Raw genomic sequence first — 24,131 nt, 5'->3', positions numbered from 1 at the left:
AACAGGGTACGAAGGAAAAGCCAAGTACTGCAGGCGTTGCCGATAAGCTGAGGGCTGCGCTGACTGGAAGAAAGGCGCAGTGACTAGCCTACTGATTTTGATACCCTTCGTATTTTTGGAGGGGTGGAAGTTATGCGTGAATGGATTTGTGCTGGGGCTATGTTGATTCTCGCGGGCTGTGGAGCAGGAGATCCTGAGCCCAAGAGTGCCGCCGAAGCCGCGGGGATCATCGACGATTGGATTCTTGCTGACTATCAGGACAATTCAATAGTAATCGGGAGTGATCCGTCCGATCCGACTTATGGAAAGTTTAAAGATTATATTCCTCGCGTTAACAGAGAAAAAAATGAAGTCGCCACCATGGTGGCCAAGAAATGTAAGCATGTAGTAAGTGTTCTGTTCATGCGCAGGGAAAGCTCGCTTGATAATTTGAAGTTTCTGGTGGATTGCGAGAACGGTGAGCGCTTTGAAGTAAAAAGCTCAGATCTAGCGGGAAGCGGTTCGATTCTAGCTAACTCAGATAGATCTATAGGTAGATCTGACGCAATCGAAAAGTGTAAAGATCTAGTAAGTGATAAGCTCGGGGCTTCAAGTAATCTGAGCTTTCATACATTGTCAGACTCAAGTTACCATAAGGCCAAGAACGGTAATGTTAGGTTGGTCCTCGGGTTCGAAGAGAAGAACCTAAATGGGGTGAGTGTTAGGTGGCGCGCTGCTTGTACATTTGACACTGAATGGAAGGGTGATGTGACAATAAACCCAAGTTAAAAGAAATCAATTACTAAGCCTGGCTTGATGCCGGGCTTTTTTTTGGGTGCGATTATGGCTGACCAACAAATCCAGGGAATGCTTGTTCAGATTGAGGCGACCACCGCCCAGTTGCGCCGCGAGCTCGCGAGCGCAGACCAGATGGTTGCGCGCAGTTCGCAGGCGATTGATCGAAACCTGGCAACTGTGGATTCTGCTTTTGACAGGGCGGGAGGAGCTGCGCAGCAGGCAGGAACCTTGATCCGAGGCGCTTTCGCGGCAGTTGCTGGTGCGGGGTTGATCGGCAGCATAATCAAGCAAGTTGATGCTTATGGACAGATGTCCGACCGGCTTAAAGCGGCAGCTGGTAGCGCGGACGAATACCAGCAAGTCCAACAACATCTCATCCAGACTGCACAGGAAACCTACCGCCCCTTGGCCGAAGCCCAGGAGCTGTATATCCGTACTGCTGACGTGATGCGTAGCTTAGGCTTCAACACCCAGCAGACCCTAGATATCACCGACAGCTTTAGCTTTCTTCTTGTGACTAACGCCGCGTCAGCCGACAAGGCAGGCTCCGCGCTCGACGCATACTCCAAGGCGCTGCAGACAGGAAAAATCGAGGCTGACGGCTGGGTCTCTATTCAAAGCGCGATGCCGACCATCGTGGACGCCATCGCATCTGGTACCGGAAAGAGTGCTGATGAAATCCGCAAGCTAGGCGTGCAGGGCAAACTCTCCCTGGATGACCTGAATGCTGGACTTCTGCGTACTGTCGAGGTCAACCGCAAGGCTGCTGCTGACATGTCGACTAGCGTGCAGGACGCACTGAACAACATCGGCAATGCAGTTGGTACCTTCCTGGGTGGGCTGGAGGAGCAAACCGGAGCTGTAGCAGGTCTCTCTAAGTTTTTGCTGGTCCTGGCCGATCATATCGATCTCGTCGCTGCGGCTATGGGCGCTGCTGGCGCCGGCGCCCTGACAGTCTACACCGCGAAAGCATATGCAGCGGCCAAAGCGGCATTGGCTCAGCGCGCAGCTGAAGTGGAGAACGCTCGCGCAGCGTTGCGCGGAGCGGAGGCGCAGCGCATCTATGCTCAGGCGCAGGTGCAACAAGCGGAGGCGTCGGTAGCAGCTGCGACTGGCCTGCAGCGGCTAAGCCTGGTTCAGACCCAGCTATTGCCAAAACAAGCTGCCCTCACGGCGTCAACCGAGGCGCTGGCCATTGCCCAGGCCAACCTGACACGTGCCGCTACCGGCGGTTTGCTGACGGCCCTGGGTGGCCCGATGGGGTTGGCGATTCTGGCCGGCACTGCGGCTGCTAGCTTCCTGCTGTTGCGAGACAACTCTGACTCACTTGAGAAGAAGCTTGGCGATCTCAGCGACCCGCTCGACAAGCTGGTGGAGCGCTTCGGAAAGCTCAACAGAGCTACTCAGGCGGTTGCTCTGAGGGAACTGCAAGGCAAGATCGATGACCTGCAGAGCCAGCTGGGGCAGACATCTGGGGCCATCGCTGACAAGTTCGAGAATGACCTGCGCGGCCTGGGTGCCGCAGGAGTTGATGGCTTTATCGCTGGGCTGGCGCCGATGCCCCAAGAAGCGCAGAAAGCGCTCGACTTGGTGCGGGCGGCCGCGAATCAGGCTGCTACCGGCGCAGTGGTGGACTGGAAGGCCGTGGCGGACCAGGTGCGTGGAATGCCCGGCGTCACCGAGGCAATGGCCCAGGCCATCGAGACGGGGCAGATCAAGGCCTCGGGCCTCAGTACCGAGTTGGTCAACCTGCGATCCAAGCTTGCAGAGCTGACCAATGAGACTGATCGCAATACTGCTTCTACCGAAGGGAACAATGCTGCGAAAACCGGCATGAGTACCGCTGGCAAGACTTATCTTGAGACGCTGCAGAAGCAGGTGGCCTCGCTGCAGGATAATGGCGACCAAATCAAGATCGCCAACCGCTATATCGCCGAACACACTGAGCTCACTGAAACAGATCGCGTTGCAATCCTGTCTGCGGCCAATGCTGCTGAGGTTCTCAAGAAAGCCAACAAGGCGATCAAGGATGAGGCCAAGGACGCCACCAAGGAGCAGACAAAGCTTAACCAGCAGCTCAAAGAGGCAGAGACTGCCTACCAGCAGTTGAAGAAGGTCTACGACCCTGTTGGAGCAGCGGCAGACGAGTTCAAGAAACAGGTTAAGGGGCTGGATCTTCTGCTCTCCCAGAAGAAGATCACCACCGAGGAGTACGGTCGTGCGATAGCGGCGTTGGCGGGTCAGTTTAATCAGGCGGTGCAGGCCTCTACCGGCCTTTCCCAGGCCATGAAGTACCAAGCTGACCTCGAGCGCCAGTTGGCGATTGCCCAGCAGCAGGGAGACGCCGCAGCGGCCGCGGTTGGGATGGGCGACAAGCGAGCCGGCCGTGCTCAGTCTCGCCTAGCGCTCGAACAGGAGAACAACAACAAGATCCTGGCCCTGCGTGACGAACTGGCCACGGCCTCGAACGAGAAGCAGCGCCAGGAGCTCGAAAAGCAGATCGCGCTTAGGCAGGAGTACGGCGCGAAGCTTGTGCAGGTCCAGGAGGACACATTCAACAAGATCGATGCCGCCCAATCTGACTGGAGCAATGGCGCATCGGCCGCCTTCGAGAATTACCTCGATAGCGCCTCTGATGTGGCTGGCCAGACGCAGGAGTTGTTCACCAATGCTTTCAGCAACCTGGAAGATGGAGTGGTCCAGTTCGTGAAGACCGGCAAGTTCCAGTTCAAGGACTTCGCCGACGCGATTATCGAGGACTTGATCCGTATTCAGGTGCGCCAGGCTGCTGCAGGCTTCCTCAGCTCGGCATTTGGTTTCCTGGGTGGCGGGGGCTCGGCCCTGGGGCAGGGCACCATGACCGGCTTCAGCGAGGGCTCATTCGTAGCCAATGCCAAGGGTGGCGTCTATGACTCGCCCAGCCTCTCATCCTTCTCGAACCAGGTGCACGACTCGCCGCAGATGTTCGCTTTCGCCAAGGGCGCGGGCATCTTCGCCGAGGCTGGGCCGGAGGCGATCATGCCGCTGGCGCGCGGCCCGGATGGCTCTCTCGGTGTGGTAGCGATGGGAGCGGGTGGAGGCGGCGGAGAGCAGGCGCCGATCACCTTTGGTGGTATCACGCAGCATTTCCACTTTGGCAGCGGAACCGGATCGCTGACCAAGGAAGAAATTCGGCAGGTGGCTCTAGATGGGGCCAAGGGTGGCTACGACATGATGCTGCGCGACTTCAAAACCAACGGTGCCGGTCGGCAATTGCTGAGCAAGCGATAACGCGGCACACACAGCACACAACCCGCTTCGGCGGGTTTTTTATTGGAGCTGCCAAATGGCGGAAGCATGGCCCGAAGACTTGGAGCCCACTGATATGACCTGGGGTGTGGTCTACAACAACCGGGCTTTCACCTCCTCGCTGACCAATGCGCAGCAGATCACGTCCCATCCCGGTGCGTATTGGACCTGCACGCTCAACTTTGGCGTGCTCTACGAGGAGGATGAGCGCGAGCTGACTTCGCTGCTGGGGCGCCTGCAAGGCATGTTCGGGACAGTGAACATTCCGTCCATCACCAGGATCAGGACTGACAACATTGGTGCCCCGGTTGTGGCTTCTGCAGTAGGGCAGTCAACGAAGATTCAGCTGCGCGGCATGACGCCCAGCGTCAGGGTTTTCAGCCGCGGTGATCACATCACCATCCTCGGTGAGATGTTCGAAGTGGTGGAGCACGTCGATTCCGATAGCGGCGGCGTTGCGACGATCCAGGTTAACAAGCGTGTCCGCAAGACCATTGCGGCCGGCACCGCCGTCGAATACCGAAACCCTTACTGCGAGATGAGGCGGGTGGATGACACCAATCAGTGGAGCATTCAGCCGGTCGTGTCCAATGGCAGCTACCAATTCCGGGAGGCCTTCTGATGCCCACTTCGTTCCCTTTCAGTCAAAGCGTGGTGGACATCATCGCCCGTGGCCGATTCATGACGGTGTACGCCTGCCAGCTCGACTTCGAGGATGGCCCGGTGTACGCGCACACGGGCACCGGGGATCTGGTGATCGACGGCATCACCTACCTGGGTGTCGGGCAGTTCGGCGAGGTCGGCCAGTCGCAGGAGAGCGACAACTCGAACTCGCCCATGTCCGTGGAGCTGAGCCTTAACGGTCTGGACAGCTACATCATTACCGAGACGAACATCCGCGGTTGTCGTGGGCGCTCGGGCAAGCTGCTGTTCGTGGTGTTCGACGAGGCGGGCAACTACGCCGTCGACATCTTGTTCTCCGGGCGCATGGACGCGGCGAGTTTCTCCTACGCCGGCAATGGCGAGGACGGCAACAAGATCATGGTGCCCATCGTCGATCGCATGGCCGAGTGGAGCCGCACCGGCACCGAGCGGTTCACCGACGAGAACCACCGCGCCCGGCACCAGGGTGACCGCTTCTTCTATGCGGTCGCTCAGCTGTCCGAATGGCCGATCTACTGGGGCTCCAGCAAGGACGCGCCGACCTTCAACTACGAGAAATAGCGATGCGCAATCGAGACTGGACGATACGTCTGACCGAAGTGATCAAGGCCGCCTCCGAGCGGCCTTTTTCATGGGGCGAATTCGACTGCTGCTTGTTCGCGGCTGACTGCTCGGTAGCGGTTTGCGGGGTTGATCCAGCGGCGTCGTACCGAGGCAAGTACAAGACCGAGGCGGGGGCGAAGAGGGCGCTGAAGAAGAACCACGGCAGCCTCGAGGCGGCCTGGGATGCCTGCTTCACCCGGGTGGCGCCGGCGTTCATCCAGCGTGGCGACATCGCCATGTACGACGGCCCGCAAGGCAAGGCCATCGCCGTGTTCTGGGCGGGTGAGTTCTGGGCAGCGACCGAAGAAGGCGCCGCGCGGGTGGTGTGCGAACCGACAGCAGTGTGGAGAGTTGAATGAGCGGAGGGGTCAGGAAGATTGCACAGATCGCCGTAGGTGCGGTCATCGGCTTCGCCCAGGGCGGTCCGATCGGTGCCGCGATCGGCGCGGGCCTGGCGTTCTACGCCTCGGAGCAGCAGGAGAAGCTCAACACCAAGTCGCCGCTGCGCGACAACGAGCCATCAGCACAGACCGTTCGCTCGTCCAAGGCCCCGGCGCGCTTCATCCTGGGCCGAGTCAGTACCGGCGGGGTTCTGGTGTGGGCGCAAGAGGAGGCCGGCGCCCAGCGTGATGGGGAGTGGTTGCACCTGGTGTACGTGCTCTGTGAGGGCGCCGTCGACGCATTGGAGGAGATCTACCTGGGCGAGGAGGTCATCAACACCTACGGAGCCGACGCCACCTATGAACTGGTGGTGAACCCAACCCAGGTGAATGCGTTCCTCAAGGCCAATTGCCCGGACTGGAAGGACGAGCAGATCGGCCGCGGCCTGTCGTTCGTGCGCCTGTCCCTGCGGTACAACGCCGAGAAATTCCCATCGGGCATTCCGGATGCGCGGTTCGTCGTGCGCGGGCGCAATGATCTCTACGACCCCCGCACCGGCATGGCCGGATACAGCGAGAATACCGCGCTGCACATCCTGTGGTTCCTGCGCACACGCTGCGGCGTGCCGGACGACGAGATCGTCTTCGAGACCTTCGCCAGTGGTGCGAACGTGTGCGATGAGTCGGTGGCCAACCCTGACGGCACCACCAGCCCGCGCTACCGCAGCAGCTGCGTGATTGGTGCAGACGAGCAGCGCACCAACGTGCTGCAGAAGCTCAAGGCGGCGTGCGGTGGCAAGGTCATTCGCGTGGGCGGTCGCTGGATGTTCCAGGCTGGCGCCTACTACGGTCCGTGGGACTTCGAAATCACCGAAGACATGGTGATCGGCACCATCACCGGCAGCACTGAGCCGACGAACGACGCGGCCATCAACACGATCCGTGGCACTTTCACCGACACGACCCAGTCCTGGACGGAGACGGACTACCCGGAAGTCAGCGTGGCCGAGTGGGTGGTCGCGGATGGTGGCGAGGCGGCGGAGACGCTGACCTTTTCCTACGTCACCAACCCGTACCAGGCCCAGCGCCTGGCCAATATCGAGCTACGTCGGCGCCGCGCGGGCGGGGTGATCAACGTTCCGCTCAACCTACTCGGCTACAACTGCCGGCCGGGTCGCGCGGTGCGGGCGAACCTGCCATCGCTGAACATCCTGGGCGAATTCATCGTCACCGGCTGGTCCATGGGTACGAGCGAGGGCTGCACAGCATCCCTGCAGGTCTACGATCCGGCGATCTTCGACGATGCCGTGGGCAAGCCCTACAACCCGATCGGCTTCATCAGCCTGCCGTCTAACGGCCTGGGCAGTCCTACCGGGTTGGTCTGGACCGTGGACGATACCGCCGAGGTAACCCAGGGCGTGCTGAACTGGTCGGCGCCGGTCGGCATCGTGACGGGCTATGCAGTGACCGTGCGCCAGGCCGGTGTGGCCGTGCAGGCCCAGCAAGTGCCGGAGACCACGCTTCAGGTGCCGCTGGCCGGCCTGGCCTCGGGCAACTATACGATGAGCGTTGCTGCACTCGGGCCGCAGGCACGGTCGGGCGAGGCAAGCATCACGGTCAACATCGATGGCCCGCCTGTGCCAGAAGGCTGCATCGTGCAGGCTTCGTTGGACACCATAACTCTCACGCCAACCAACGTTCAGCACAAGCTCAATGGCGGGACATACGAGTACTTCTACACCCGCGACGGATCCGCCCCGGTAGGGCAGGCAGAGTATCTCGGGCAGGGCTTGAGCCTGACGCATACTGGCCTGGCGTTCTTCGCCAACTACTTCTACTTCATCCGGGCGCGCAACGCGTACGGGATCAGCGGCTACTTGAAGGTGCCGGCTTCAACCTCGAACGACGTGAGCAACATGCTCGATGCTCTCGATGGTCAGATCAGAGAGGGTCAGTTATATCCCGAGCTCGCGGAGCGTATCGACCTGATCGACGGTGACGGTCCGGGCTCGGTGAATGAACGCATCGGCGAGCTGCGCGATGAGATTGATGACCTCGTGGACGCGCTGGCCTACGACCCGAACAAGGCCTATGCAGACGGCGACAGCGTGCGCCGAGGGCAGCGCTTGTATCAGGCCATCCAGGCCGTTCCTGCGGCTCCAGGTGGGGAGAACGCGCCGCCGAATCCGACCTACTGGCTCGACATTGGCCAGGTTGTCGAAGCAGCAAACGGTCTCGCAGCACAGGTGGAGCGCAACACTGCGTCGATCGAGGAGCAAGACGGGCGCATCATGGTTAATGCCCAGCGTCTGGCTGCTGTACGCAGTGAGCTTGATGACCCTGTCACAGGGCTCACTGCTACGGCAAACGGCCTCAGCTCAATGAAGAGCGAGGTCGAGACGATCGACGGCAAGCTCAACGCTACCGCAGAGAGGCTGGACGGTGTGTACGTCCAGGTGAACCCGGCGTTGGCAGGCACGACTGATGGCTTTGCAGGTTCTGAGCAAACCCTTGTGGGCGTGTGGTCGGAGCAATCCGCCCGAATTGAGGATGGCGTTGCAACTGCGCGCAGGCTCGACGTTGTGCAAGCGCAGCAAGGGGAAACGAACGCTTCAGTGCAGCGTGTAGACCAGGCCGTTGTTGGGCTCAACGGAAAAGTGTCGGCTATGTCTTCCTGGAAGACCGAGACAAACGTCAACGGCAAGCAAGTCGCGACAGGCATTGTGCAAGGAAGTGATGGCCAGGTCGGTGAAATCCTGCTGTCGGCTGATCGAGTCGCGATCATCAATGGCATCAACGGACCCGAGAGCAATCTGTTTGTCTTCCAGAATGGGCAGTTGTTCCTGAACCAGGCGTTGATCAATACGGCCTTTATTCGGGAAATCATCCTGGGCATGACGCTGCGGTCTCAAGCAGTTGATGCCTTCGGTCGTCCATTGATCGAGCTGAACATGGTGAACGGTACGTTCTCGTTCCGGGGAGCAGATGGTAATGGCTCGTTGCTGATCAACAACGGTGGCATCTATGTCTACGACCTCAACTACATCGAGCGTGCGGCGCTGGGGAAACTAACCTGATGGCAGATATCTACGGGCTCAGGACTCGCGATGAGTCCAATCGGGTCACTCTGGATACGAGCGTTATGCCGATACGCTCGTTGAAAATGCTTACTGTCACTGGCGATGGTAACTACAACCAGTATTTCTCAGTGCCAGATATCAAGGCCAATTCCTTCGTTGTTGTGGATTCCCTACTGTGGACAGCAGGGGGCAACTGGAGCCCGCAGGCCTTCTGGACAGATGGGCAATTGCACTTGCGAGGGGCGGGGTCTCGACAATGGCAGGTGATGATCTTATCTAATGGCACAGAACCGTTCAGCGCGGTAGGTGAGTACGGGTTCCGTTCAAGGAATAACGGAATCCTGAATCAGGTAGATTCTGCTAATAGAGTGCTAGGTGTTAGGTACAGCGGTTCATTTGAGTTTGGGGTCTATTGGCGTCCGGGAATGCAGGCGCAGATTTCTCCAGGGTTTTATTACGAGTTTCCGGAGCCGGTTACGACGTTTGAAAGACCCTTGGTTTTTCTGAATGCCGAGGACTATATGATGGTGTCCGGGTTCTATGTGACAGGACAACCGGGGAGCTGGACGGGCTGGGGGATAAGCCATGCTGGTATTTATTATCAATACCATGGCCTCCAAGTCTCCGACTATATGAAGATGAAATGGTTTCTCGCCAGCTATCAGACTCGAACAAGCTCTGCTGGTTTATACGGCGTGCTGTTGCGAGACGCATCAGGTAATCGGGTTTTTGCGTCAACTGACAATCTTGCACTCCTGAATAGCCAGCCTTCAAATAACTCGTTTTATAATGACGGTGAGCCAATTGAGGCTGGTGCTACCTATCATTCATCTTCGCGTATGCCATGGACTAGCAGCTTTGGTGATTATGTTTTAGCCAATGCTCTGTTTTCCCATACAAATATTCAGCAAACGCAGAATCCAATAATTATTAATTGGGGCGGTTTTCTACCGGGCAATCGCAGCATAATCAAGATGTATGCTCAGAATTATGCCAACAGCCCGGCAACAGGTATTAGCGCAAACGGAAGAACGCTGTTCGCAGCAAGGCCGATGCGAAACTTATAACTGGAGTAAACATGGCACAGCAGATAATCAACCTGGGCACCACCCCAACCGGGGCTGGCGGTGACACGCCCCGCAGCGCTTTCACGAAGGTCAACTTCAACTTCACAGACCTTTATGCCTTCCTTGCAACGCTCGGATCGGCCTCAACACGCTTTGTCGGCACGAGCGCCGGAAATGTGATGGAAGTAGGTGCGTTCGGCTTGGGTAGCACCAGTGGCGGCCAAAGCATCGCACCAAACAGCGCATTCACGTCAGGTTTCTACAAGTACAGCGCCTCCGCAGCGGGTGCTCCGAACGGCAGTCAGGGCTCGCTCATCGTTTCTTCGATGGGTGGCAACTACATTCAGCAGCTTTCAATGTCGCTGCCCGCGTCGCTCTCGAATCCATACCTTGGCTACCGTCACTTCAGCGCCGAGGGTGCCCCTGGGCCATGGTGCAAGATTTATCACACCGGCAACACGACGATTGGCTCAGGTGGTGCCCTGTCGGCAGCATCGCCAGTTGTGCGCATCGCTGATGTCGAGAAGAGCGAGCGACGTGACCTCCTCGAGCAGGAATTCCAGTCGGCCGGACCGTGGGGGGCAGCAAACGGTGAAGCGAGCGGTGTGACCGTCACACGAGTCGATGCGGGTGTTTATCGGATCGCTGGCGCGCTCGGCCTGGCAGTCGAAGGTTGGCGGATACAGGACCCATGTTCACCTGACGGCGGCCGCACGCTCGGCATCACAGAGAGCGAACAGGACGAGCAGGGCGTCGTGACCGTACGCCTGTTCAAGCAGCGCTGGACACTTGATGAGGAAGGCGAGATGCATCTGGGCAAAGGCGCCCCGCTCGATGTGCCCCTCAACAGCTGGATTGATGTGCGGCTCCAGATGCCGGCGATCCTGCCCGCCGAGCCCCCAGAAACACCAATCGCCTAAATCTACACATCCGAAAGAAGACCGCCGCTGGTGGTATTTTTTTGCCTGGAGAAACCCGAATGCCGATCACTGAGCAGCAGCTGCTGCAGATCCTCCCCAATGCCCGCCCAGTCGCGGGCATTTTTGTGCCTGCACTGAACCGAGCGATGCTGCGGTGGAAGATCGATAGCCGCCTGCGCATCGCTGCTTTCCTTGCCCAGGTCGGACATGAGTCTGGCCAGCTGCGATCGCTGGTCGAGAACCTCAACTACAGCGCCGAGGCCCTGGTGCGCACCTGGCCAAGTCGGTTCACTCTGCAGGCCGCTGGCGCCTACGCTCGGCAGCCAGAGAAGATCGCGAACCGCGTCTATGGCGGGCGCATGGGTAATGGTCCTGAGGCCTCTGGCGACGGCTGGCGGTACCGCGGGCGCGGCCTGATCCAGTTGACCGGTCGCGACAACTACCGCGCCGCTGGCCAGGCCCTGGGTCTGCCCCTGCTCGAACAACCTGAGCTGCTCGAGCAGCCCGAGCACGCTGCGCAGTCGGCAGCCTGGTGGTGGTCACAGCGCGGCCTGAATGAGTTGGCCGACGCCGGACGCATCCAGGATATCGGCAGCATCATCAACACCGGTCAGCCTGGGCGCGTGCCGCATGGCGCTGCCGAGCGTAAAGCGCTGTATGACCTGGCTGTGGGGGTGCTGGCATGAAAGCCTGGCTGCTTCGCCTCGCCAGCGCAGGCCTGCTGATTCTGCTGGGCATCGCCGTTGGCACCTGGTCCACCACAAAGCACTTCCGGCCGTTGCTCGATGCTGAACAGGACCAGGTCACACAGTGCACAACGGCACGAGACAACCTCGCTGGCCTGGCGCAGGAGCAGGGCAAGGCCCTGGGCGACCTGACCATGGCCGCGAACGAGCGGCAGGCCAGGGCAGAGCAAGCGGTGAGTGAGGCCAGGGCCAGCGCACAGGACGAATACGCGGCGGCGAACCGCCTGCAGCAGGAGCGCACAGGTGGCGATCAGTGTGCCGCTGCTTCCTCTATCATCGACAAGGAGCTTGGCCTATGAGCGTGCAGGTGCTGCAGGTGCTGCTGGCCGGCCTGCTGCTGGCTGGCTGTACGGCGAGGCCTGCGCCGGAGATCCGTTACGTGCGCGTCGAGGTGCCGGTGCAGGTGCCGTGTCGCGCGCCGGAGGTGGCTGTGCCGCCGTGGGCAGCTGCCGGCCTGCGCAAGACCGACAGCCTGGAGGTGAAGGCGCGGGCGCTGCTGGCTGAGCGCAGACAGCGTATTGGTTACGAGAAGATGTTAGAGGCGGCCGTTTCCGTTTGCCGGTAAAGTGGACATATAGCTCCCAACGCCGATGAAAACCAGATGCCAAATAGCACAAACCTTTCGCAACTACTCAAGGCCGAGCAGCTCGTTTCGTCCTGCCTAGACGCACTGGAGAGATATTGCGAAGCGATTGAACATGGTGAGTCGGCGTGCACGATACGTGCCCTGCGGGAAGAGGCCGCGAGGCTTGCGAAAGAACTTGAGGAGTATCGCTGCTCCATTATTGATGCAGTCCCTTCTGATAGTCATTAATGGTTTGATTGAAGGAGAGGTCCAATGAAGCGGACACTAGAAGGGATGGTTACTGCAGGTGAAGAGCTGCTTCGCCAGGCGCTCGACGCCAATCGACGCCTACGGCAGGTCGAGGCTGATGGTGAGTCCCCCGAGGAGGTCGAGCGGCATCGAGTATTGGCCGATCGGCTTTACCGCCAGGTGACCGAGCATCAGCTCATCGCCGTCGGCGAGGCACCTCATATCATCCACTGATCGCCATGGAGGCGAGCATGAAGGACAAGCGCGAAGTCGTGATGCCAGACCATCAGGTCTACAAGGATGTTGAGGAGGCTATGAGGCGCCATCTTGAGGCACAAGAGGCCGGCCTGCCTGCGGATGAGGTGGAGCGCTTGCGGCTGATTTTGGAATCACAGATCAAGGCGGCCCATCAGTACCATTCCAATGCCATGGGGCGAGCGCCGCTGAATCGTCACTGAAGACGAGCTATCAGCTCCGGTCCTTGGCTCCGCACATTTCCCGCCCTCTTGCTAGAGCACGAAGCATCGCCCGCCAGGCGGTACTGGCGCTGGCTGCGCATGCAGTGCTCAAATACTGTATCGATATACAGTGTTGGTGCCGTATGTATTTCCTCCTTGTTCGCCGCAGAGTACGCGGCGTTGCGATCCCCAGTGGACAGCTCACGAAAATCCAGCCGCTGCGGGCTGACGTTCACATCGAGTACGGACACAGTACCGTGCTCGGTCGGCAGTGCCTGGGCGCCTGGGTGTTCAACCCAACCCCAGGCCCCGACGTTATCCCGCGGCTACACGACGCGCGCGTGACCGGTATGGCCCAAGGCGGAATGAACGTCACGGGTGTTGAGGAGGTGGATGGCGTGCTCTATGCGCAATCGTGGTGGTGCAGGTCCGAATGATGGCTATCGGTCTTCCTCGGGCATGGCTTGATGAGCTTGGCGACCAGAGCGAGCTTGTCACTGACCCTGACGGGCGCGCTGCAGTGCTCCGTGAGATGGCATTTGCGGCGCGCAGGCGGAAAGAGGTGAGCGCGGGCGAGCTCTCTGACATGCTCGAGTTCGTAGAGTCGGCGCGTCAGTGGGCTCTGCTTGAGCATGAAGAAGCCTGGGTGCTGGGGATCTTCAGATTTGAATCGAAAGCTGAGTGGGAGGCGGACGAACCAGGACGGATCGTTATTGGCCAGGACGGCCGGGAGATACGGAAAAATCGGTTCCAAAACTGAAACGGCGACCCTTACAGTATGCGGCTTGTAGGCGTGCCGTTTCTTCCTAGTTTTGGAATTGATTTCGGCTTGCAGTCCATGCCACGCCTTGGTTTGTATAACGGTCTTGAAAACCGCTGACGAGGGATCAAAATCAGTTCCGCAACTCGATACAGACCCCTTGATTTTAAAGGGCCGCAGGCCATCTAGAATCAGGCCGGTGCGGAAATTGAAATCTCGTAAGGTATTGAAATCAAAGGAAATGCATCGCGGATTGCAAATCCGTCTACGCCGGTTCGATTCCGACCTCGGCCTCCACCATTCGAAAGCCCCGCAGATTAACGTCTGCGGGGTTTTTCTTTATGGGTCCGAAAAGCCAAGAGTTCCGAAACAAAAGGCATGGAGCATGCGCTACACCGGACCCGCAACAGAAGGCCATATCGCGGCAGTTGAAAAAGGTTGTGAGGGAGGGAGATTGCGTCAGACCATGACTGCGGCCATGGCATGGGGGCGGCAGCGCGCCCTGGACTGGATCACCGAGAGCTTTCCGCCTGCGCCTACCGGCCTTGAAGTTAAACCCTCTGGACGCAGGCCTTCACGTACTTCCAGATAAGGATGCTGGAAAACGGAACGCTCTTGAAAAGACATCAGTCGTATCTCCATCGGAGGCGCATTTGAGGCGCACAATTGGAGAAAATGATGAGCCTTCAGTCCATAAGCCATAACCTGTACGAGCACACCTACCTTGGGTACCAGGCATCTATCTACGTGCTGTGGGAGGCTAGCCTTGATTTTCCCACCGGGATGCTGGTTGAAGTAGGGAGACCAGGCGCTACGGCGCGCACCATGCGTGTGAATCGACCATTCTCCTCCCCGTTTGAAGCAGTTATCGAAGGAAAGGTAATGGTCGAACAGTACGTGCAGAGTCAGAACGGCTGAGCATGATTGACACGCACAGCTTTCAGGCTGCTGCTTTCGGCCGAGCCGCATTCAGGTGAAGGCCGTTAGCTGTCGCATCCCGCTCTCTCAGGTCCGCTAGATGGCATTACCAACCGTCGAGCCTCGAAGGCTCGGGGTTGGGCTGCGCTGAATGCCTTCTGCTACAAGCAGGTCAAACTAAGAAAGTCGTTCGACCAATGGCAATGCATTTACCTGTGGTCGAGCGAACAGAAATCCTTGCATCAAATCAATCCCCAATGCTGCCAATGCTTGGCACTCTGCATCTGTCTCAATCCCCTCGGCGATCAGTGTAATGCCTAGCCGTTCGGCTACCAGAACGATACCCGCGACGATGGCTTGCCGAACCGGATCCTGGCTGATTCTCCGCGTGAGTGCCATATCCAGCTTCAGTACGTCTGGCTGAAATTCTGCGAGGAGGTTCAAGCCTGAGTAACCCGAGCCGAAATCATCTATCGCAGTGGTGAAGCCCTGTCGGCCGTATTCCTTGAAGATTGCTTTCAAGTGCTCGGTATCGTCGATCCGCTCACCCTCGGTCACTTCGAACATGAGCTGATTGGCAGGGAAGTCGAATGTCCGGGTGGCTTCCAGGGTAGCTCGGATACAGGTACTGGCACGGTAGACGGCGTTGGGCAGAAAGTTGATGCTCAATTTACAGTCCGCATGCCGTCCCAGTCCTAGTGCTGCCGCTTGCTCGATGGCCTTCACTCGACAGGCCTGATCGAAACGGTACAGATTATCGGGCGACACCTTGGCCAGGATTTGCGCAGCGCTTTCACCGCTTGGACCGCGAACCAATGCTTCATAGCCATACGGCCTACCTGAAGGAACGTGAATGATGGGCTGGAAGGCCATCGTAATGTCGAAACCCAGGCTCGCAAGGTCGCGACATTGGGAGCAGCCAATCGCTAGAAAGGGCTGGGGGAAGACGGGCTTGCTCATGGGTTATCGCCGAGGTGCGTGAGTACGACTGTTGAGAACGCTTGAATCCACAACAAGTTCCAATTTGTACCCACTCGCCTTGGCTCAGGGGCAGTCTGCCGTGAGCTGGCGTTAGGGCGAACTGTGTTCTAACGGCGTCGACCTTCGGGAGTTTATTTGTGGGCTAGAAACCTGTTTCTTGTACATGGTCTTCGCTGGCGTACAAGATTCAGGGCCGCCTGTCAGACTGCGACGGATTTTGACGCCAATTTTATGAATGTCGCCGGAGGCAGCGCTAATGTGGGTACGTCACTTACATTAACGCGTATGTCGAAGGAGGCCGGCATGATTATCAGAGGAGAGGTGTTTTGGGGCTGGGCCGACCCGACCCTGCATCACCGCGATCACGTAGAGGCGCTGGATGACGGAACCGTGATCGATGTTCAGGCGAGGCTGTCTCGAATAGGGGGCACGCAGCTTTTCATCGGCGTTTACTCGTCTTCAGGCGCCAGGCTTCTTGAAGAGGCCTACGATGAACGTCCTGGAGAGTCGATGACCCGCGCTCTTGCATGGGGTGTGGGACGCGCCAGGAGGATTGCGATGGAGGGTGTGCCCAGGAAGATTGCAGCCAGGGCATGACCCTTGAGGTTAACCACGAAGCCCAGCTCCGCGCTGGGCTTTTTGCATCTGGCGACACTACGCCCCCACAGTGCTCTCTCAAAGGGGGATACATGAAATACTGCTCGCATTGCTAGCCATGCCCGGCGTGGTTGGGTGCTCACCGCCGGATGCATTGAGCAAACCCGGCTAGGTACGCTTTCCGAGCATCGACGATCCTTGCCTCACCGCAACCACTGGGCCTTGCCACCGATGTCCTGCACACCTCCCAACGCGATCTACGCCAAGCGCTTCGAAGCGGTGCTCACCCATATCCAGGCCAATCTCGAGGGTGACCTGTCGGTGAACACCCTGAGCGAGATCGCGAACTTCTCGACCTTTCACTTCCATCGGCAGTTCACTGCGTATGTCGGCGTGCCCGTCGCGCGATACGTGCAGCTGATGCGACTGCGTCGGGCTGGTCAACGACTGGCGGGGGATGACAGCCATTCGGTACTGGACGCTGCGTTGGACGCCGGCTTCGAAAGCCCCGAGGCGTTCAGTCGTGCTTTTCGCCGGGCCTTTGGCATGTCGCCGAGCACCTTTCGCCAGGCGCCGAGCTGGCAGCTGTGGAATGCGGTATTTGCCATTCCTCATTTTTCCAGGAGTATCGTCATGCAAGTCAGGATCGTGGACTTTGTCGAGGTCAAGGTTGTAGCGCTGGAGCACCATGGTGCACCGGCATTGTTGGACCAGACCGTCGGGCGCTTCATCGATTGGCGCAAGCGCACGGGCCAGTCGCCGGTGGAGAGCAGTCGCACATTCGGCATCCCTTACGGCAACCCCGACACCACACCAGCGCAGGATTTTCGCTTTGCCATCTGTGGCGAGATCAATCAGCCGCTGGTGCCTGATGACGAAGCGGTGCGAGAGCTCATCATCCCTGCCGGGCGTTGTGCGGTGGTGCGTCATGTCGGCTCGCCGCATGCCATTGGCGAGACGATCTATCCGGTCTATCGCGACTGGTTGCCGGGCAGTGGTGAGGAACTGCGCGACCATCCGCTGTACTTCGAATACTTGAGCGTGTATCCGCAGACGCCGCTCGAGCAATGGCAGACGGATATCTACATCCCCCTGCGTTGAGCGCTGATCAATAGGTGGCGGTGATCGCCAGCGCCAGTTGTCGGTCGCTCATGAAGGGGGGTGTGGCGCTGGCGCGGTATTCATGGCATGCCTGTTCGAAGCGAGCTCCGCGAATGGCGCCGTCGGAGCCGATGAAGGCGAGTGCGTCGACGCAGAAAAAGAAAAACCCGCCATTGGGCGGGTTCAAGAACGTATCGAAGCCTGGTCACTATGCCCCTGTGAATGTCAGCATTTCGTGAAAGGCATGTCGACAGACTGTTTCTAGATGTGGCTGAGTTCGAGTCGGCTGATCACGCACACCGAGCCGTCTTCGGCGGCGGTGGAGTCGCTGTAGTCCACCTGGTTATACACGCCGCCATGGAAATTGAAGGCGCGGACGTTCCAGCTCTGGGCCATCTGCAGGACGCCAGTGCTGCCCGTACGGCCGTTGCAGGTGGCGCTGACCGTTGCCGCACCGGCGCTGGTGACTTCGATGCTGATCTCGAACGGGGTGTTCAGCGGCACGTCGGTCAGTACGTTGCTACTCAGCGGCGTGAGCTGGTTGAAGTCCTGGCGAAACCCCAGGGTGATCTTGCCCTTGTTCCAGAACACCTTGATCACGGGGCTGTCGTCGTCCTTGACGTGCATCTGCGAAATCACCACTTTTTGCGCCGAATTGACCTTTTCCAGGGTCATGCGCTGATGATTGCTGTGGCGGGTAGCGCTGGTCAGGGACCAATAGCGTGCTTCCTTCCACTCGCAGCGGGTGCGGTGGGTGCTCTTGCTCGAAGCGCCGCGGGTCGGAGCGCTCATGCGGATCGAGCCGTCGCTGAGGCGGGCGATTACCTGGGTGAGGGTGGCCAGGGCCTGGGCCCCGGTCAGTTCCAGCGCCACCGGATTGCTGGGTGACTTGGGTACGGGCGTGGTGATGATGAGGTTTTCCATGTTCACGGCCATTGCTGTTCTCCTTGCAAAAAAGACAGGTCCTACACCTAGTGCGAACCTGGAGGAGCGGCGCAAGTTTCAGCTGATCCATGAGCGGCAAAAAAAGCCCGCCATGGCGGCGGGCAAGACGTTCTGAAGGGAGCAGCGCAAGATTACGGCTTGCGCAGTTAAGCGAGCGTTAACCCGGTTCAATGATTGACCGCGACTTCCGATAAGCCTATACAGGCCCCCCAACACGGAGCTGCGCGATGCACGAAGAAGACGATCTCCCCGAACCTGAGCACGATCACTTGCTCGATCACGAATTTCTCTACGAGGACTTCGACCCTGAGGCCGATGCCCAGGGCGCCGAGGATGAGATCGAGGAAGACGAGGCGCTACAGGATGATCTCGACGATGACGAGCAAGACCATCCCGCCTGGCATGACCACCCTGACGACTGAGTCAGCGCCGGTCCAGCGAGAAGCGTCCGGCGCCTGTCACAGCCAATAGCAGCAGCCCGCCGATGATGCTCATGTTCTTGAAGAACTGGGTCATGTTGGCTGCGCGCGCAGGCTCGACCATGTTCCAGAACGGGTGGCCGATCAGCGCCGTGCCGAGCACGAACAGGGCGAACAGCAAAGCCAGTGGTCGGGTGTAGAAACCGAGTATCAGGAGGATGGCTACGAAGAACTCCATGATCACTGCGACCGCCGCCGCGACCGTCGGGGCTGGGGCGCCCAGGGATCCGAGATAGCCCACGGTGCCTTCGAAGCCGGTGAGTTTGCTCCAGCCAGAGAGGACGAAGAGGATCATCAAGAGGATGCGCGCCAGAAGGATGATGGCATCGCGTTGACCGTCGAAGAGGGTGTAGCGCATGTCTGTGCTCCGGTGGACAGTGTAAGCATCCACTCTAGCAGGTGCGCAAGCCTTTGCTGCACGAACGAAAAAGGCGCCTGTTCAGGCGCCTTTGACGAGGAATATGGTGCGAGTGGTGGGACTCGAACCCACAAGGCTTGCGCCGACAGATTTTAAGTCTGCTGTGTATACCAATTCCACCACACTCGCACACTTGACCGGGTCACCGGGACCGGCACGCTTCAATGCTGAAGGGCCATACAATCAAGCGCGCTTTATAACCCATCGTTATAGGTGAGTCAACCGCGCTGCGGGTTCAGGGCCGGATCAGCTGGGCGATTTCGCGCATGTCTTCAGCGCTGTGGCGAAGGTCCTGCACCTGTTCGCCCATGGCGGTGGCATCGTCCTGATGCACCGAGTGTCGCAGAAAACGGGTATGGCCATCGAGTGCCTGGCACAGGTGGTCGATCTGCCGGGCGGTGTGGCGCAGGTCGTCCTGCAGGCCCAGCAGACGGAAATTGATGGCCATATAGGTTCCATGACGGGTGAGGGGCTGGGGTACTATAGGGTAATCCCCGGCTTGCTGTCATTGCGCCATATATCGGACACTGATGCCGTGCACTAAGCTCTTCTACAGTTCCTCTTGTCGTGCTCGTGGAGCCCGCATGGTTTCGACCGATCGTCCCGCCCCGCCGCTCATGACTGCCAATCGCTACGAACAGCTGGTGCAGGCGGTGGTGGATTACGCCATCTACATGCTCGATCCGACCGGTCACGTCGTGTCCTGGAACCCAGGGGCCGAGCGGATCAAGGGCCATTGTGCCGACGAGGTGATCGGTCGGCATTTCTCGTTGTTCTTCACGCCACAGGATTGCGCCGACGGTCGCCCGGCACGCCTGCTGCGCCAGGCGCTGGAGCAGGGCGTGGCGCAGGACGAAGGTTGGCGAGTGCGCAAGGACGGTACGCAGTTCTGGGCCCTGGCGGCGCTGGATGTGGTGCGTGATGAGCATGGCGAGATCATCGGCTTGGCCAAGGTGACGCGCGATATCACGGATCGACGTGAGTCGGCGTTGCAGCTCGACACGATGCGAGCGCAGCTGTTCCAGGCGCAGAAGCTCGAGGCCTTGGGGCAGCTGACTGGTGGCCTGGCCCATGACTTCAACAACCTGCTGACCATCATCCTCAGCTCGGCGCGCCTGGCGCGTGCCAGTGGCGATCCGCAGCGGATAGAGCGCCTGCTCGAACATATTCTCGAGGCCGGACAGCGTGGCTCGCAATTGACAGGCCAGTTGCTCAGCTTCGCTCGCCACCGGCAACTGAACGTCAGCACCATCTCCCCTGACGAGTTGGTTGCGTCCACCCGCAGCCTGGTGGAGCACGCCTTGCCTGACGGCATCGACCTCATCGCGCAGGTGGCGCCAGAGGTGCCGACGATCGAGGTGGATGCCGGGCAGTTGCAGATGGTCTTGCTCAACCTGCTGTTCAATGCCCGTGATGCCATCAGCGGCAAGGGGACGATCGGCCTGGACGTGACAGTCGTTGAACTGGCGGGTGAGGTAGAGGCGCTGCACGGGCGCTTCCTGCGTTTCGATGTGCAGGACAGCGGCCACGGGATCGATGCGCAGGTGCTGCCGCGAATCTTCGAGCCTTTTTTCACCACCAAGGCTTTTGGTAAGGGAACCGGGCTGGGGTTGAGTCAGGTCTATGGTTTTGCCAAGCAGAGCAATGGTGCGATCTGCGTAGCAAGTTCGGTCGGTGAGGGCACGCGCATGAGCCTTTACCTGCCGGTTTCATCGAAAGTGCCCGAACCCTGAGACACGAGGTGGACAGTACGTCATGGTAGAAACACTCAAGCGACTGGCGACCGGTATCGAGGGCCTGGATGCGCTGCTCAAGGGCGGCCTGGTAGCCGGATCCTCGTACATTGTCCAGGGGCCGCCCGGGGCGGGCAAGACCATCCTCGCCAACCAGTTGGCCTGCGGCCATGTGCGTGACGGCGGGCGGGTGCTGGTGGCGACGCTGCTCAGCGAGTCCCATGAGCGCCTGTTCAAGTACCTCTCGACCCTGGAGTTCTTCGATCAGACGCTGGTGGGCGACCAGATCCAGTTCGTCAGTGCCTTCGATACGTTGCAGGACGAAGGGCTGGAAGCTGTGGTGCGTCTGTTGCGCCAGGAGATCGCCAGGCAGCAGGCCAGCTTGTTGATCGTCGATGGCCTGCTCAATGCTCGGGCGCGGGCCGAAACCAGTCTCGATACCAAGAAATTCGTCGCCGAACTGCAAGGGCACGCGGCATTTGCCGGCTGCACCGTGTTGCTGTTGACCAGTGCTCGCCTCGATGAGGGCAGCCCGGAGCACACCATGGTCGATGGCGTCATCGAGTTGGGTGAACAGCTCGAGGGCAGCCGCGCAGTGCGTCATATACAGTTGCGCAAAACCCGAGGCAGCGGTGCACTGTCGGGGGTTCATGAATGCCTGATCAACGAGGCAGGGCTGCAGGTCTATCCGCGCCTGGAGGCGTTGTACAGCCACCCGAGCAACCTGGGTTCTGACACCTTGGTGCGTATCACCACGGGTGTGAAAGCGTTGGACGGGATGCTCGATGGTGGTCTGGCCGAAGGGTCGGTGAGCCTGCTCATGGGGCCGTCGGGAGCGGGCAAGTCATCCCTTGGGCTCGGCTTTCTTGCAGCGGCTACGCCTGAGGCGCCGGCGCTGCATTTTGGTTTCTACGAGCCGCCTGCTCGCCTGAGGTTGAAGGCTGCCTCGCTGGGCTACGACTTTGCCGAAATGGAACGCCAGGGGGCCTTGCAGCTCAGCTGGCAACCGACCACCGAGGGCTTGCTCGATCAGGTTGGCGCACGCTTGCTCGCGCAGGTACAGGCGTTGGGGGCGAGGCGTGTGGTGATTGACAGCCTGGGCGCCTTCGCTCGACTCGCTTTCGATCAGGCGCGGCTCAACGGTTTCTTCCGAGCCCTGACCGGCGAGCTGCGCGCACGGGGTGTCAGTGTGATGCTGACCTGGGAGATGCGCGACCTGTTCGGCTCGGAAATCACGTCACCGGCACCGGACCTGTCGAGCATCGTCGACAACCTGTTCCTGATGCGTTTCGTCGAACTGGAGTCGCAGCTGCGGCGTGTGTTGTCGATTCTCAAGGTCCGTGACAGCCACTATGATCCGGCACTCCACGAGCTGGCTATCGGCGCCGATGGCATTACCCTGCGCAACGCATTCGCGGGGGCCAGCGGTGTGCTGTCGGGCACGGCCGTACCCCAGGGGGACCGCTGACGGTACCTGGCAATGAACAGCATCCTGATCGTCGATGATGAATACCTGATCGCCGACATCCTCGGATTCGCCCTGGAGGATGAGGGTTTTCTGGTAGAAAAGGCCAGCAATGGGCGCAAGGCGCTCGAGGCCCTGAGGGAGAAGCGGGTGGACCTGGTGATCACCGACTACATGATGCCGGTGCTCAATGGCGAGGAGCTGGTCAGGGCGATTCGCAATGAGCTGCAGCTGCCCGATCTGCCGGTCATTCTCATGAGCGGCGCACAAGCCTACGAGGGGCACAGGCTGCCGGAACTGTTCAGCGCGGTGTTCGACAAACCGTTCGACATGGACCGCATGATCGCCAAGGTCCGCGAACTGTTGAGTCCCTGAGCCGCAGGCGGGATCCCGCGGGGACGTGCCGTGCGATCAAGCGCGTCCGTGCGGCTTGAGGCGAAGGGTGGTCAGTATTGGTCGTCGGCTTTCTCCGGAGCGGGGTTGCCGGCCTGGATGCGCTTGAAAATCTCTTCACGATGGACCTGGACATCCTTGGGCGCATCGATGCCGATCCTCACTTGCATCCCCTTGACGCCCAGAATGGTGACTTTGATGTCATCGTTGATGACGATGCTTTCGCCAACCTTGCGGGTGAGTATCAGCATGTAGTTCTCCTTGGTGATGTAGAAATCCGTGGGGCCATGTGCCGCAGCGGTGGGAGCCTGTCCCTCTTCCTTCTCATTAAAGACGCTTTCGGAAGATATTAATTCCTGAGCGAACAAAATCTGTTGGCGGTCTTCAGTTGCAGGTGCCGAAATCAACCGGGTCAGATCAATCGGCGAAGGTGCTCGGTGGCAAGGATAGGGGGCCGGAGCGAATATGGGAAATTTCTCTGCTTTATGTCGTAAATAGCTCTGGTCAATGAAACTTCACAGCGCTTCGAGTGCCTGCAGAAAACGCAGCAGGGCCACCTCTTCCTGCTCCAGGCCTTTGCGTGCCCGCACTCGCGGAAGTTCGGCCAGGCGGCCCAGGTGGAAGTGCTCGAGCAGCGCTGGGTGGATGTAGCAGCGTCGGCACACCGCCGGTGTGTTGCCCAGACGCGTGGCAACCTCGCGGACGATGGCCGCAACCTGGCGCCTGGCCTCGGCCTCAGGCTGCCAGGCCAGCGGACGCAGCAGGCTCAGGGCCAGGGCGCTGCCGCCCCAGGTGCGGTAGTCCTTGGCGGTGAAGTCGGCACCGGTCAGTTGCTGGAGGAACAGGTTGATGTCACTGGAGCCGATGCGATGGCGCTGGCCGTCCTCGTCCAGGTACTGGAAGAGTTCCTGGCCAGGCAGCTCCATGCAGCGCTTGAGCAGTTGCGCCAGGCGCCGGTCGCGCACGGTGATGCTGTGCTCGACGCCGCGCTTGCCGCGAAACTGGAAGCGAATGGTGCTGCCCCTGACCTCGACATGTCGGTTGCGCAGGGTGGTCAGTCCGTAGGACTGGTTGTCGCGCAGGTATTGACGGTTGCCGATGCGGATCAGCGTGTTGTCGAGCAGGCTGACCACCAGTGCCATGACCTTTTCCCGGTCCATCCCGGGGCGTGCCAGGTGCTGGTCCAGGTGCTGGCGCAGCCTTGGCAACGCTTGCGCAAAGGCCAGCATGCGCCCGTACTTGTGCTCGTCGCGTAACGTGCGCCACTCGCTGTGGTAGCGGTACTGCTTGCGCCCACGGGCATCGCGACCGGTGGCTTGCAGGTGGCCTTGTGGGTCGAGGCAGATCCACACATCGGTATAGGCGGGCGGGATGACTAGCGCCGCGATACGCGCCAGCGTATCCGTGTCGCGCACCCGCACCCCATCAGGGCTGAGGTAGATGAAGCGCCCACGCCAAAGGCGTCGGCTCAGGCCTGGCTGGGTGTCGTCGACATAGTGCAGGGTGCGGGGCAGGGTGATCTCGGGCATGGCGCAGTCCATCGAC

General features: G+C 59.7%; 29 protein-coding genes and 1 tRNA gene. 22 read left to right on the top strand and 8 right to left on the bottom strand.

What is annotated here, in order from left to right; translation table 11 throughout:
* Nucleotides 1-132 precede the first annotated feature (132 nt).
* The 15 genes from IAE40_RS13290 to IAE40_RS13225 all read left to right on the top strand — a co-directional run bounded on the left by IAE40_RS13290 (nt 133) and on the right by IAE40_RS13225 (nt 13,556).
* Entirely contained in the window at nt 133-768 is a 636-nt protein-coding gene (locus tag IAE40_RS13290; RefSeq protein WP_200603323.1) for a hypothetical protein, read from the top strand.
* A 54-nt stretch (nt 769-822) separates the two neighbouring features.
* Nucleotides 823-4,047, top strand: a complete 3,225-nt coding sequence (locus IAE40_RS13285; protein ID WP_200603322.1) for a phage tail tape measure protein — start codon at nt 823-825, stop codon at nt 4,045-4,047.
* 55 nt (nt 4,048-4,102) lie between these two features.
* On the top strand, nt 4,103-4,687 hold the full coding sequence (locus IAE40_RS13280; protein ID WP_200603321.1) for a hypothetical protein: 585 nt from the start codon (nt 4,103-4,105) through the stop codon (nt 4,685-4,687).
* A complete protein-coding gene (locus IAE40_RS13275) occupies nt 4,687-5,289 on the top strand; it encodes a hypothetical protein (RefSeq protein ID WP_065862450.1) in 603 nt (200 codons plus the stop codon). Before IAE40_RS13280 ends, IAE40_RS13275 begins: the two co-directional genes overlap by 1 nt.
* A 2-nt stretch (nt 5,290-5,291) precedes the next feature.
* Nucleotides 5,292-5,690 (top strand): DUF6950 family protein, encoded by a 399-nt coding sequence (locus IAE40_RS13270; protein WP_200603320.1) that lies wholly within the window; start codon nt 5,292-5,294, stop codon nt 5,688-5,690.
* Nucleotides 5,687-8,788 (top strand): phage tail tip fiber protein, encoded by a 3,102-nt coding sequence (locus tag IAE40_RS13265; protein WP_200603319.1) that lies wholly within the window; start codon nt 5,687-5,689, stop codon nt 8,786-8,788. The genes IAE40_RS13270 and IAE40_RS13265 overlap by 4 nt, the downstream gene beginning before the upstream one ends.
* On the top strand, nt 8,788-9,858 hold the full coding sequence (locus IAE40_RS13260) for a hypothetical protein (protein WP_200603318.1): 1,071 nt from the start codon (nt 8,788-8,790) through the stop codon (nt 9,856-9,858). Before IAE40_RS13265 ends, IAE40_RS13260 begins: the two co-directional genes overlap by 1 nt.
* Nucleotides 9,859-9,869: 11 nt before the next feature.
* A complete protein-coding gene (locus IAE40_RS13255) occupies nt 9,870-10,778 on the top strand; it encodes a phage tail fiber protein (protein WP_234465137.1) in 909 nt (302 codons plus the stop codon).
* A 59-nt stretch (nt 10,779-10,837) separates the two neighbouring features.
* A complete protein-coding gene (locus IAE40_RS13250; protein ID WP_200603317.1) occupies nt 10,838-11,464 on the top strand; it encodes a glycoside hydrolase family 19 protein in 627 nt (208 codons plus the stop codon).
* Nucleotides 11,461-11,823 (top strand): hypothetical protein, encoded by a 363-nt coding sequence (locus tag IAE40_RS13245; protein WP_200603316.1) that lies wholly within the window; start codon nt 11,461-11,463, stop codon nt 11,821-11,823. Before IAE40_RS13250 ends, IAE40_RS13245 begins: the two co-directional genes overlap by 4 nt.
* Nucleotides 11,820-12,089: a hypothetical protein gene (locus IAE40_RS13240; protein ID WP_200603315.1), complete on the top strand. Its 270-nt coding sequence runs from the start codon at nt 11,820-11,822 to the stop codon at nt 12,087-12,089. Before IAE40_RS13245 ends, IAE40_RS13240 begins: the two co-directional genes overlap by 4 nt.
* A 273-nt stretch (nt 12,090-12,362) precedes the next feature.
* Nucleotides 12,363-12,572: a hypothetical protein gene (locus IAE40_RS13235; RefSeq protein ID WP_200603314.1), complete on the top strand. Its 210-nt coding sequence runs from the start codon at nt 12,363-12,365 to the stop codon at nt 12,570-12,572.
* Nucleotides 12,573-12,589: 17 nt separating this feature from the next.
* Nucleotides 12,590-12,796 (top strand): hypothetical protein, encoded by a 207-nt coding sequence (locus IAE40_RS13230; RefSeq protein WP_200603313.1) that lies wholly within the window; start codon nt 12,590-12,592, stop codon nt 12,794-12,796.
* A 143-nt stretch (nt 12,797-12,939) separates the two neighbouring features.
* Nucleotides 12,940-13,233, top strand: coding sequence for a hypothetical protein (locus IAE40_RS25730; RefSeq protein ID WP_234465136.1), 294 nt, complete (start codon nt 12,940-12,942; stop codon nt 13,231-13,233).
* Entirely contained in the window at nt 13,233-13,556 is a 324-nt protein-coding gene (locus IAE40_RS13225; protein WP_200603312.1) for a hypothetical protein, read from the top strand. The genes IAE40_RS25730 and IAE40_RS13225 overlap by 1 nt, the downstream gene beginning before the upstream one ends.
* A 1,095-nt stretch (nt 13,557-14,651) precedes the next feature.
* Here IAE40_RS13225 and IAE40_RS13220 read toward each other — a convergent pair.
* The gene (locus tag IAE40_RS13220) at nt 14,652-15,434 is read right to left on the bottom strand and encodes an EAL domain-containing protein (protein WP_153774863.1); all 783 of its coding nucleotides are present in this window, start codon (nt 15,432-15,434) and stop codon (nt 14,652-14,654) included.
* A gap of 324 nt (nt 15,435-15,758) precedes the next feature.
* Between IAE40_RS13220 and IAE40_RS13215 the strand changes: the two genes are divergently transcribed.
* Nucleotides 15,759-16,052, top strand: coding sequence for a hypothetical protein (locus IAE40_RS13215; RefSeq protein WP_153774862.1), 294 nt, complete (start codon nt 15,759-15,761; stop codon nt 16,050-16,052).
* 231 nt (nt 16,053-16,283) lie between these two features.
* Entirely contained in the window at nt 16,284-17,153 is an 870-nt protein-coding gene (locus tag IAE40_RS13210) for an AraC family transcriptional regulator (RefSeq protein WP_065862473.1), read from the top strand.
* Nucleotides 17,154-17,160: 7 nt separating this feature from the next.
* Here the strand turns inward: IAE40_RS13210 and IAE40_RS13205 are convergent, their stop codons facing one another.
* Together IAE40_RS13205 and IAE40_RS13200 are read right to left on the bottom strand one after the other, a co-directional pair.
* Nucleotides 17,161-17,340 carry a DUF2388 domain-containing protein gene (locus IAE40_RS13205; protein ID WP_153774861.1) on the bottom strand — a complete coding sequence of 60 codons (180 nt, stop codon included), beginning with the start codon at nt 17,338-17,340 and terminating at the stop codon, nt 17,161-17,163.
* Nucleotides 17,341-17,414: 74 nt separating this feature from the next.
* A complete protein-coding gene (locus tag IAE40_RS13200) occupies nt 17,415-18,089 on the bottom strand; it encodes a polysaccharide lyase family 7 protein (RefSeq protein WP_151926200.1) in 675 nt (224 codons plus the stop codon).
* Here IAE40_RS13200 and IAE40_RS13195 point away from each other — a divergent pair.
* Nucleotides 18,076-18,213 (top strand): hypothetical protein, encoded by a 138-nt coding sequence (locus tag IAE40_RS13195; RefSeq protein ID WP_153774860.1) that lies wholly within the window; start codon nt 18,076-18,078, stop codon nt 18,211-18,213. The genes IAE40_RS13200 and IAE40_RS13195 overlap by 14 nt on opposite strands.
* Nucleotides 18,214-18,325: 112 nt before the next feature.
* On the top strand, nt 18,326-18,520 hold the full coding sequence (locus IAE40_RS13190) for a hypothetical protein (protein ID WP_054892098.1): 195 nt from the start codon (nt 18,326-18,328) through the stop codon (nt 18,518-18,520).
* A gap of 1 nt (nt 18,521) precedes the next feature.
* On the opposite strand, the gene IAE40_RS13185 is transcribed toward IAE40_RS13190, so the two are convergent.
* From IAE40_RS13185 to IAE40_RS13175, 3 genes are all read right to left on the bottom strand, one after another.
* Entirely contained in the window at nt 18,522-18,935 is a 414-nt protein-coding gene (locus IAE40_RS13185) for a DoxX family protein (protein ID WP_054892097.1), read from the bottom strand.
* A 104-nt stretch (nt 18,936-19,039) separates the two neighbouring features.
* Nucleotides 19,040-19,124 (bottom strand) — tRNA-Leu (locus tag IAE40_RS13180).
* Between the two features lie 106 nt (nt 19,125-19,230).
* Nucleotides 19,231-19,443 (bottom strand): hypothetical protein, encoded by a 213-nt coding sequence (locus IAE40_RS13175; protein WP_197891244.1) that lies wholly within the window; start codon nt 19,441-19,443, stop codon nt 19,231-19,233.
* A gap of 136 nt (nt 19,444-19,579) precedes the next feature.
* Here IAE40_RS13175 and IAE40_RS13170 point away from each other — a divergent pair, with 136 nt between their 5' ends.
* From IAE40_RS13170 to IAE40_RS13160, 3 genes are read left to right on the top strand one after another with little or no spacing between them, the layout of a single operon-like run.
* The gene (locus IAE40_RS13170) at nt 19,580-20,728 is read left to right on the top strand and encodes a two-component system sensor histidine kinase NtrB (protein WP_200603311.1); all 1,149 of its coding nucleotides are present in this window, start codon (nt 19,580-19,582) and stop codon (nt 20,726-20,728) included.
* A gap of 22 nt (nt 20,729-20,750) precedes the next feature.
* Nucleotides 20,751-22,196, top strand: coding sequence for an ATPase domain-containing protein (locus tag IAE40_RS13165; RefSeq protein ID WP_063545338.1), 1,446 nt, complete (start codon nt 20,751-20,753; stop codon nt 22,194-22,196).
* A gap of 12 nt (nt 22,197-22,208) precedes the next feature.
* The gene (locus IAE40_RS13160) at nt 22,209-22,568 is read left to right on the top strand and encodes a response regulator (RefSeq protein WP_065862479.1); all 360 of its coding nucleotides are present in this window, start codon (nt 22,209-22,211) and stop codon (nt 22,566-22,568) included.
* 71 nt (nt 22,569-22,639) lie between these two features.
* Here IAE40_RS13160 and csrA read toward each other — a convergent pair whose 3' ends face one another.
* Together csrA and IAE40_RS13150 are read right to left on the bottom strand one after the other, a co-directional pair.
* Nucleotides 22,640-22,837 carry a carbon storage regulator CsrA gene (gene csrA, locus IAE40_RS13155; protein ID WP_054892092.1) on the bottom strand — a complete coding sequence of 66 codons (198 nt, stop codon included), beginning with the start codon at nt 22,835-22,837 and terminating at the stop codon, nt 22,640-22,642.
* 264 nt (nt 22,838-23,101) lie between these two features.
* Nucleotides 23,102-24,115: a DNA topoisomerase IB gene (locus IAE40_RS13150; protein WP_197891252.1), complete on the bottom strand. Its 1,014-nt coding sequence runs from the start codon at nt 24,113-24,115 to the stop codon at nt 23,102-23,104.
* Between the last annotated feature and the right edge of the window lie 16 nt (nt 24,116-24,131).

The organism is Pseudomonas sp. S44 (genome assembly GCF_016624805.1).
In the GTDB taxonomy this organism is placed as follows: domain Bacteria; phylum Pseudomonadota; class Gammaproteobacteria; order Pseudomonadales; family Pseudomonadaceae; genus Aquipseudomonas; species Aquipseudomonas machongensis.
This window is presented reverse-complemented; position numbering and strand designations above follow the sequence as displayed.